Origin of the sequence: Halomonas urumqiensis (assembly GCF_003028575.1) — a bacterium.
GTDB lineage: Bacteria > Pseudomonadota > Gammaproteobacteria > Pseudomonadales > Halomonadaceae > Halomonas > Halomonas urumqiensis.
Genome location: NZ_PYUD01000016.1, coordinates 1 through 7,625, shown reverse-complemented (window position 1 = coordinate 7,625; position 7,625 = coordinate 1). Strand labels below are relative to the sequence as shown.

Genomic DNA, 7,625 nt, shown 5'->3' with positions numbered 1-7,625 from the left:
GTAACAGTGGAGTGGCCAAGGCCACTTCACTGTTAGTGAGCTCAAAATTGGCGATCTACCGGCTAGCCAAGTGGGTCGCCATCCTGTCTATCGTAGCGATGTTCCTGTCCTTGATGACGGGAGTGTTCGTTCGCTACGTCTTATCCACTAACCTGGTCTGGATTTCCGAAGTCCCCAACGTGTTCTTCCCTTGGCTGACCATGAGTGCCATTGTCGCTGCTGCGGCCAAGAACGAACACATCGGCATCAATTTGATCGTCGACCATCTGCCGGCGATGGTCCGAAATTCAGTTATTTTTTCTACGAACGCCCTGGCCATGGTTGCCTTCGCAATAATGGCCTATTACGGCCTGGACATTATCGGTATCGCCGGTGATCAACGGCTACCCGCCACCAAGATTGCCATGTCTTGGGCCTATTGGTCGGTAGTCGTCGGATTCGCGGCTCTAGCGGTCGTCTCCTTGATCAACATCATGATGTTGCTGGTTGGTCACGCCGAACACTCCGCATCCATAGTCTCTCATGGGGAGGAAGTGCTATGACCGTCCATATGATACTGGGTTTTATCATCTTTATGCTGCTGGCCATGCCGGTGGGGTACTCCCTGGTCATCAGTGGTTGGGTTGCGCTATCGGTGTTTGACTCTGTGCCATCGAGCATGGCAGTGATGAAGATTTTCCAGCCGACCCAGAGCTTCCCGTTGCTCGCCATACCGTTCTTTATTCTGTCAGGTAGCCTGATGATGTCAGGCAAGTTGGGTAAAAAGCTTGTCGCTCTCGCTTCTATGCTGGTGGGTAAGTACCATGGTGGACTTGGCCAAGTGACCGTGGTGGGTTCGACCATCTTCGGAGGGGTGTCGGGTTCCGCGGTGGCCGAGGCCTCAGCGCTGGGCTCCATGTTGATTCCTTGGCAGAAGAGGGAAGGCTACCCGGGTGCCTTCGGCGCGGCGGTCACCGCCTCGTCTTCCGTCATCGCCGGTTTGATGCCGCCCTCCATCCCGTTGATCCTGTTCGCGGTAGTATCCAATACTTCGATCGCTTCTTTGTTTATCGCCGCAGTGATCCCAGCCTTGTTGCTGGCCGGTGGAATGATGATTGCCTGCTACGTCATCGGTAGGCGTCGTGGCTTTCCAAGGCTTAAGGAGAAGCACACGCGGGCTGAAATCAGGTCAACGCTCTTAAGTGCGCTACCTGCTCTTTTGATGCCAGTGTTTATTTTGGTGTTACTGCGAGCCGGCATTGCAACGCCGACTGAGGTGAGCATCATTGCCGTCGCCTATGCCCTCGTGGTTAGTGCGCTGATCTACCGTGATTTGACCGGCACACGGGTCATGGCGGCATTGACCAGCACCGTGATCACCACCGGCGTCGTTATGTTGATCATCACCGCGGCCAATATCATCGGCTATATCTTGACGTCTGGCGGCGTTCCCCAGGCCGTTGCAAATTGGGCATTAGAATATCTCCAACATCCCCTGCTCATCATTCTTGCCATCAACTTGATGTTGCTAGTGATCGGCATGTTTCTGGATCTGCCTGCAGCTATTCTGCTGCTGGGCCCAACGTTGGTGTCCATTGGCAATGCTATCGGTCTGGACCTAGTGCAGCTTGGGATCATGATGTGCGTCAACTTGAGCATCGGCTTGTTCACGCCGCCCATCGGTACCACCCTGTTCGTCGCTTCGGCGATAGCGAAGGAGAAGATCGGTTCGGTGGTCAAGGAGCTGCTGCCTTTCTACTTGGTGGCATTGGTTGTGTTGCTGTTGGTGTCCTATGTCCCCGCGCTGATCATCTACTGAGGAAACCAATATGAAGAAGGTGATATTCGCGGGTCTTGGCGCCATGGGGTGGCCAATGGCCAGCAATATGCTCGCATCAGGTATCGATGTCACCCCATGTGATGTCGATATTGAGAGGGTCGAGCGGTTCGAGCGACAGGGGGGTACCAAGGGCGATCTGGAAAACCACCTTCCCGCGGCCGACGGCCTGTTTGTTATGGTCGTAAACGCCGAGCAGGTACGCAGCCTGCTGTTCGATGGAGACATGGTGAAACGGCTGAAACCTGGCGCGTGTATCGTGCAGATGTCCACCGTATCGCCTGGGGAGTCGGCCCGGATCAGCCACGAGGTCGAGGCAGTCCGTGATGATCTGCATTATGTGGATGCCCCAGTATCCGGGGGAGTTGTCGGCGCCCAGCAGGGCTCCCTGACCATCATGGCTGCCGGGCATCCCGATGCCTTGGCGGCCTGTCGCGGCACGTTCGAGGTGCTCGGCGGCGCTATCTTCCATGCTGGTGACCGTGCTGGTCAGGGGGCAGCCTTCAAGGCGGTCAACCAACTCCTGTGCGGTGTACATATCGCGGCGGCGGCAGAGGCACTGGCCCTGGCAGAGAAGAATGGTCTGAACCTAGAGGTGATGGTCGAGATGCTGGGTGGCTCCTCGGCGTCCAGTTGGATGCTCAAAGACCGTGGACCACGCATGATCCTGCCACCAGAGGAGATAACCAGTGTGGTTGATATTTTCTGCAAGGACCTTGGCATAGTTTGCGAGTCAGCCAAACAGTCCCGGGCCTATACGCCACTGGCACACGCCGCCTATCAACTGTTCGTCGCTTCCTCCGAGCGCGGCGAAGGAAAGCTCGACGATAGCCAGGTGATTCAAACCTACCGGCTGTTGAATGGGAAAGGATGAGTAGAGACAGTCATGAGCAATAAAACGACGTCCGGCTATATGTCGGTGAGTACCGCAGCCTACGATGGTTATGGCTTCTCCGAGATTTTTCCTTCTCTTGCCCGCTGCGGGGTGAAGCATGTCGAGGTAGCGTTCATCGAGGGGTATGTCGAAGCTTTCTCCGACGATGACTTGACCACTGCCTATGGGCGAGAGTTGCAGGAGGAAATGCACCGCAATGGCCAAGAGTGCCGTTATTTTTCCGGCCACATCGATCTGGGACAAACCAATGCCTGTCAACGGTTGGAAGCGCGCTGCCGCTTTGCCTCGGCTTTGGGTGCTACCCATGTGATCACTAATGCAGCGAGCATTGCTTCCAGTAGTACCTTCCTGGCGCATTCAGATGAGCTTGCCGCCATAGCCAGGCATTATGGCATGCACATCTTGCTGGAGAACCCGGGTAACCGCGTGGCCAACCTGTTCGACCACGCGGCACATATTGTCCCTCTGCTGAGCAAGTTGAATGTCCCAGAGTTCGGAATCAACTTCGATGTGGGTAACCTTCTGTCCCATTGCCCGGATGTTGATCCTCTGGCTGATGCACTGGCAGCCATCCCTAATGGAGATCACTTCCACATCAAGTCCTGTTCGAAAGTCGATGGAGAGACTGTCTTCACCCCCCTGGGAGAAGGCGATGTCGATGAAACGCCTCTTGTCAGGAAACTTATTATGGAAGGTATTCCCTTTTCGCTGGAGCTTCCTTTCCGTCTTCGGCGTGATCGCCATGCCCAGCCTTGGCGATTGGAGCAAGCGGTACCGATGGAAGAGATAGAAAATAATATCCTTCGCTCAATCCACTGGGTTGAAAATATCAAATTGGAGATGTGATTGTCATGGCCAAGTTTCTTGAAGAAAAAGTGTGTATTGTCACCGGAGCCGCTGGTGCCAATGGTATTGGTCTGCGGACAGCTAAGCTGTTCTATGAACATGGGGCATCTGTGGTCATTACTGATGTCAATGAACAGGCTTGCGACGAAGTGCGCGGCTTATTTGATGAGAAGCGCTGTCTTGTGCTGACCGCAAATGTGGTCAGTAAAGGCGATTGTGATCGGGTTGCCGGTGAGGTGATGGAAAAATTCGGTCGTATCGACGTGCTGGTGAACAATGCCGGTATTACGCAACCGGTCAAGTTCGAAGAGATCCAGCCCGATGACTATGACCGTATTCTTGACGTTAACCTGCGCGGTATGCTTTACATGTCGCAATCGGTGACGCCGATCATGAAGCAGCAAGGTGTTGGTTCGATCATCAATACTTCCTCCGTGTCCGCCCAGCGCGGCGGGGGGATCTTTGGAGGCCCTCATTATAGCGCGGCCAAGGCCGGCATGCTCGGGCTCGGTAAGGCGATGGCGCGCGAGCTCGGTGTATTTGGGGTACGTGTCAATTCCGTCACGCCCGGCTTGATTGCCACAGACATTACCGATGGCAAGCTAGATGATGCCATGAAAGCGAAAATCCTTGAGGGCATTCCCCTGAACCGCCTCGGAACGCCGGAAGACGTAGCCAAGACTTTCCTGTTCCTGGCCTCAGACCTCTCCGACTACATCACGGGAGCGACAATCGATGTGAATGGTGGCATGCACATCCACTGAATAATGGTATGCTGCCCTTGGGCGAGTGTCATCAGGGAACGATCAATCTCTCCACGGGCAGCAGCAGGTGATATATGAGCGCTATCGATCCGAGTATCCTGGACAGGTTGAAAGAATTTGTCTCCGTCTCCGAGCTGTCCAGGGATGGCCGCTTGAAGCTTCCTCCCGAAAGGGCTCTCTGTGAGCATTTCGGTATGCACAGGACATCGGTGCGTAACGTTCTTTCAGTCTTGCAGAATCTCGGCTTTATTGAGCGTAAACAGGGTAGCGGTACCTTCCTGAATATGCCCGAGCCTGTCTTCATCCAGTTATATTTCGAATTGGCGCTCAAGCTGAATTACATTTCCGTAGATCATCTGGAATCCGCCCGTGAGATGTTCGAGCGCGAGATCGTCCAGGCCGCTGCTGTCAATCATCACGAGCCGGAACTGGAAAGGCTTGAGGCGCTCTGCAACAAAATCGTCCACTCCACGGATGTGCTCGAAGGCCTTCAGGCGGACTACGATTTTCACGAGCAACTGGCCATCATGGCTAGAAATCCAGCCATTCTAATCATCTTTCAGGGTCTATCCACGGTGCTGAAGAAAGTGCTCCATCAGCGCCGTGTCCTCACCAGGCAGTCGTCGGTTGCCCAGGAAAAGACCAACGAGACTCACATAGCTATCGTCGAGGCGGTGAAGACCCGTAGCCGTGACCTGGCGCGGCAAGCCATGGACCAGCATTTTGAAACCTGGAACCAGCAGACCATGCGCAGCTATCGCCAAGAAATGGATGACGCGGTGGAGAAATAACGGCTGAAAAGACCGTTCATGATTTTCTTCAAGCGAACCGCCTGCATGGGCGGTTCGCTTTTTCGTGTCTTGGGCATGTACCCATGAGCGCTCAGTGCTGCGAAGCTGTGATGAAACCGTCGTCATCCCCCGGCAGGGCGCTACTGAATATCGCTCGTTTGGAGCATGTGATGAAGCAACGGATGCCGCGACGGCACTGTCCGGCACAATGCTGGGCAGTGCCGTCGGGGGGCGCGCTGCACCGCAGGGTCAGCCGGTCAGTCGACGCGCCTGGCGATGGTTCTCCATGGTCATGGCGCAGGCCTCGGCGGCCTCGCGGCCCTTGATCACGAAGTGCTCATGGAAGAATGTCGCGTGGGTGGCGTGCTCGTGGAAGTGGTGCGGTGTGAGCACCACCGACAGCACCGGCACCTCGGTGTCGAGTTGGACCCGCATCATCCCGTCGATCACCGCCTGGGCGACGAAGTCGTGGCGATAGATGCCGCCGTCGACCACGAATCCGGCACCGACGATGGCGTCAAAGCGCCCGCTGTTGGCCAGCAGCTTGGCCTGCAGGGGGATCTCGTAGGCGCCGGCGACGCTAAAGACCTTGACCCGATCAGCGGTGATGCCGTGTTTCTCGGCGAGTGTGGTGATGAAGGCCTCGCGGGCCTGTCCGACGATATCCTCGTGCCAGCTGGCCTGGATGAAGGCGATGCGGGGGGACTGAGGGGGAGTGGACTGATTCATGGTTTTCCTCGTTGATTTCACCAGAATCAGGGCATGCGGGATCGACGCGCCAGGCGCCTTCGGCGCCCGTCGTTCGAGCCGTTCTCTTCCATCCGGACTATCACCGTCGGCTTCGGAATCTCACCGAATCTGCTGACCCCGGCGCACAGGCTTGCCTGTGAATCACCGGGCGCTCGCGGGCTTGGGTGCTCTTTGCTGAAAGGCACCACCACCGCCGGTGGGGACTTTCACCCCGCCCTGAGAACAGTGGCCATAAGCGGCCGCGCAAAATCATACCCTCCCGGCGGTGGAATCTCCACTTTAACGCAAGCCCAACGATTAAGGGCGCGGCCTACTGGCCGCGCCCTTAATCGTTGACCGAAGGCGCGACGACGAATCGCCTGCCTTTAGTCTTTGCCTTCAGCATTCCAGCAGTTCGCTCGCCTGCTTGACGACGTTGTCGACGGTGAAGCCGAAGTGCTTGAACAGATCTCCCGCCGGGGCGGATTCTCCGTAGCTGCGCATGCCGATGACGCGACCATCGAGGCCCACGTACTGGTACCAGAAGTCGGCATGGGCGGCCTCGATGGCCAGCCGCTTGGCCACCGCGCGTGGCAGTACGCTGTCGCGGTAGTCGGCGTCCTGGTCATTGAAGCGGTCGGTCGAGGGCATCGATACCACGCGCACTGCATGGCCCTGGGCCTCGAGCTCGCTGGCGGCGTCCATGGCCAGGCCGACTTCCGAGCCGGTGGCGATCAGGATAAGGTCAGGTGTCACCACCTCGTCCTTGAGCACGCTCTCTTTCAGAACGTATCCACCCCGCTGGATATTGGCCAGTTGCTGCTTGCTGCGCGCTTGATGCGGCAGGTTCTGGCGCGACAACACTAAGGCGGTGGGGCCGGCATTGCGCTTGATCGCGGCATCCCAGGCCGCGGCGGTCTCCACCGTATCGCAGGGACGCCAGGTGGCCAGGTTGGGGGTCGAACGCAGTGAGGTCAGCTGCTCGATGGGCTGGTGGGTGGGGCCATCTTCGCCAAGGCCGATGGAGTCGTGGGTGTACACGTAGATCGCCCGCTTGCCCATCAGCGCGGCCATGCGCACGGCGTTGCGCATGTACTCCATGAAGATCAGGAAGGTCGCACCGTAGGGGATAAATCCGCCGTGCAGCACGATGCCGTTCATGATCGCGCCCATGCCGAACTCGCGGACCCCATAGTGCAGGTAGTTGCCATCTGCCGTTTCCGGTGTGATGGCCTTGGCACCATTCCAGAAGGTCAGGTTGGAGGGTGCCAGGTCGGCACTGCCGCCGAGCAGCTCGGGCAATTGCGGGCCGAGTTCGTTCAGGCAGTTGAGCGAGGCCTTGCGGCTGGCGATCGACTCGCCCTGCTGCTGGGCACGCTGCACCATCGCCTCGCTGGTGAATTCGGTCGGCAGCTGACACTGCGCGCGGCGCTCGAATTCACGGGCCAGTTCCGGGTGGGCCTCGGCGTAGCGATCGAAGCGCGCCTGCCAGGCATCCTGGCGAGCCTTGCCGGCTTCGCAGGCGTCCCAGCCGCGATAGATATCCTCGGGGACATGGAAGGGGGCGTGGGGCCAATCGAGCTGGACGCGCGCCGCGGCCACCTCGTCCTCGCCCAGTGCCGCGCCGTGGCACTCCTCCTTGCCCTGCTTGTTGGGTGCGCCAAAGCCGATGATGGTCTTGCAGATGATCAGGCTGGGCTTGTCGTCGTGCTGCTTGGCCAGGGCGATGGCCGCCTCGACTTCCTCGGGCTTGTGGCCGTCGACCTGGGGCACCACGTGCCAGC

The 7,625-nt window shown here is 57.9% G+C and carries 8 protein-coding genes and 1 riboswitch; of the genes, 6 read left to right on the top strand and 2 right to left on the bottom strand.

Features of this window, described 5'->3' with window-relative positions:
• The 6 genes from C6V82_RS17880 to C6V82_RS17855 all read left to right on the top strand — a co-directional run.
• Nucleotides 1-542, top strand: a 542-nt coding sequence (locus C6V82_RS17880) for a TRAP transporter small permease (RefSeq protein ID WP_146157045.1), incomplete at its 5' end; no start/stop codon positions are given.
• Nucleotides 539-1,798, top strand: coding sequence for a TRAP transporter large permease (locus C6V82_RS17875; protein WP_102587865.1), 1,260 nt, complete (start codon nt 539-541; stop codon nt 1,796-1,798). The genes C6V82_RS17880 and C6V82_RS17875, both read left to right, overlap by 4 nt.
• 10 nt (nt 1,799-1,808) lie before the next feature.
• Nucleotides 1,809-2,690, top strand: coding sequence for an NAD(P)-dependent oxidoreductase (locus tag C6V82_RS17870; protein WP_102587864.1), 882 nt, complete (start codon nt 1,809-1,811; stop codon nt 2,688-2,690).
• 12 nt (nt 2,691-2,702) lie between these two features.
• Nucleotides 2,703-3,557 carry a sugar phosphate isomerase/epimerase family protein gene (locus C6V82_RS17865; protein ID WP_102587863.1) on the top strand — a complete coding sequence of 285 codons (855 nt, stop codon included), beginning with the start codon at nt 2,703-2,705 and terminating at the stop codon, nt 3,555-3,557.
• A 5-nt stretch (nt 3,558-3,562) separates the two neighbouring features.
• A complete protein-coding gene (locus C6V82_RS17860) occupies nt 3,563-4,321 on the top strand; it encodes an SDR family NAD(P)-dependent oxidoreductase (protein ID WP_102587862.1) in 759 nt (252 codons plus the stop codon).
• A 74-nt stretch (nt 4,322-4,395) separates the two neighbouring features.
• Nucleotides 4,396-5,112, top strand: coding sequence for a FadR/GntR family transcriptional regulator (locus C6V82_RS17855; protein WP_102587861.1), 717 nt, complete (start codon nt 4,396-4,398; stop codon nt 5,110-5,112).
• A 249-nt stretch (nt 5,113-5,361) separates the two neighbouring features.
• Here the strand turns inward: C6V82_RS17855 and C6V82_RS17850 are convergent, their stop codons facing one another.
• Both C6V82_RS17850 and C6V82_RS17845 read right to left on the bottom strand, forming a co-directional pair.
• On the bottom strand, nt 5,362-5,841 hold the full coding sequence (locus C6V82_RS17850) for a 6,7-dimethyl-8-ribityllumazine synthase (RefSeq protein WP_102587860.1): 480 nt from the start codon (nt 5,839-5,841) through the stop codon (nt 5,362-5,364).
• A 76-nt stretch (nt 5,842-5,917) separates the two neighbouring features.
• Nucleotides 5,918-6,090, bottom strand: a riboswitch (FMN riboswitch).
• A gap of 150 nt (nt 6,091-6,240) precedes the next feature.
• A partial coding sequence (locus C6V82_RS17845) for a transketolase family protein (RefSeq protein ID WP_107164750.1) occupies nt 6,241-7,625 on the bottom strand: 1,385 nt, incomplete at its 5' end.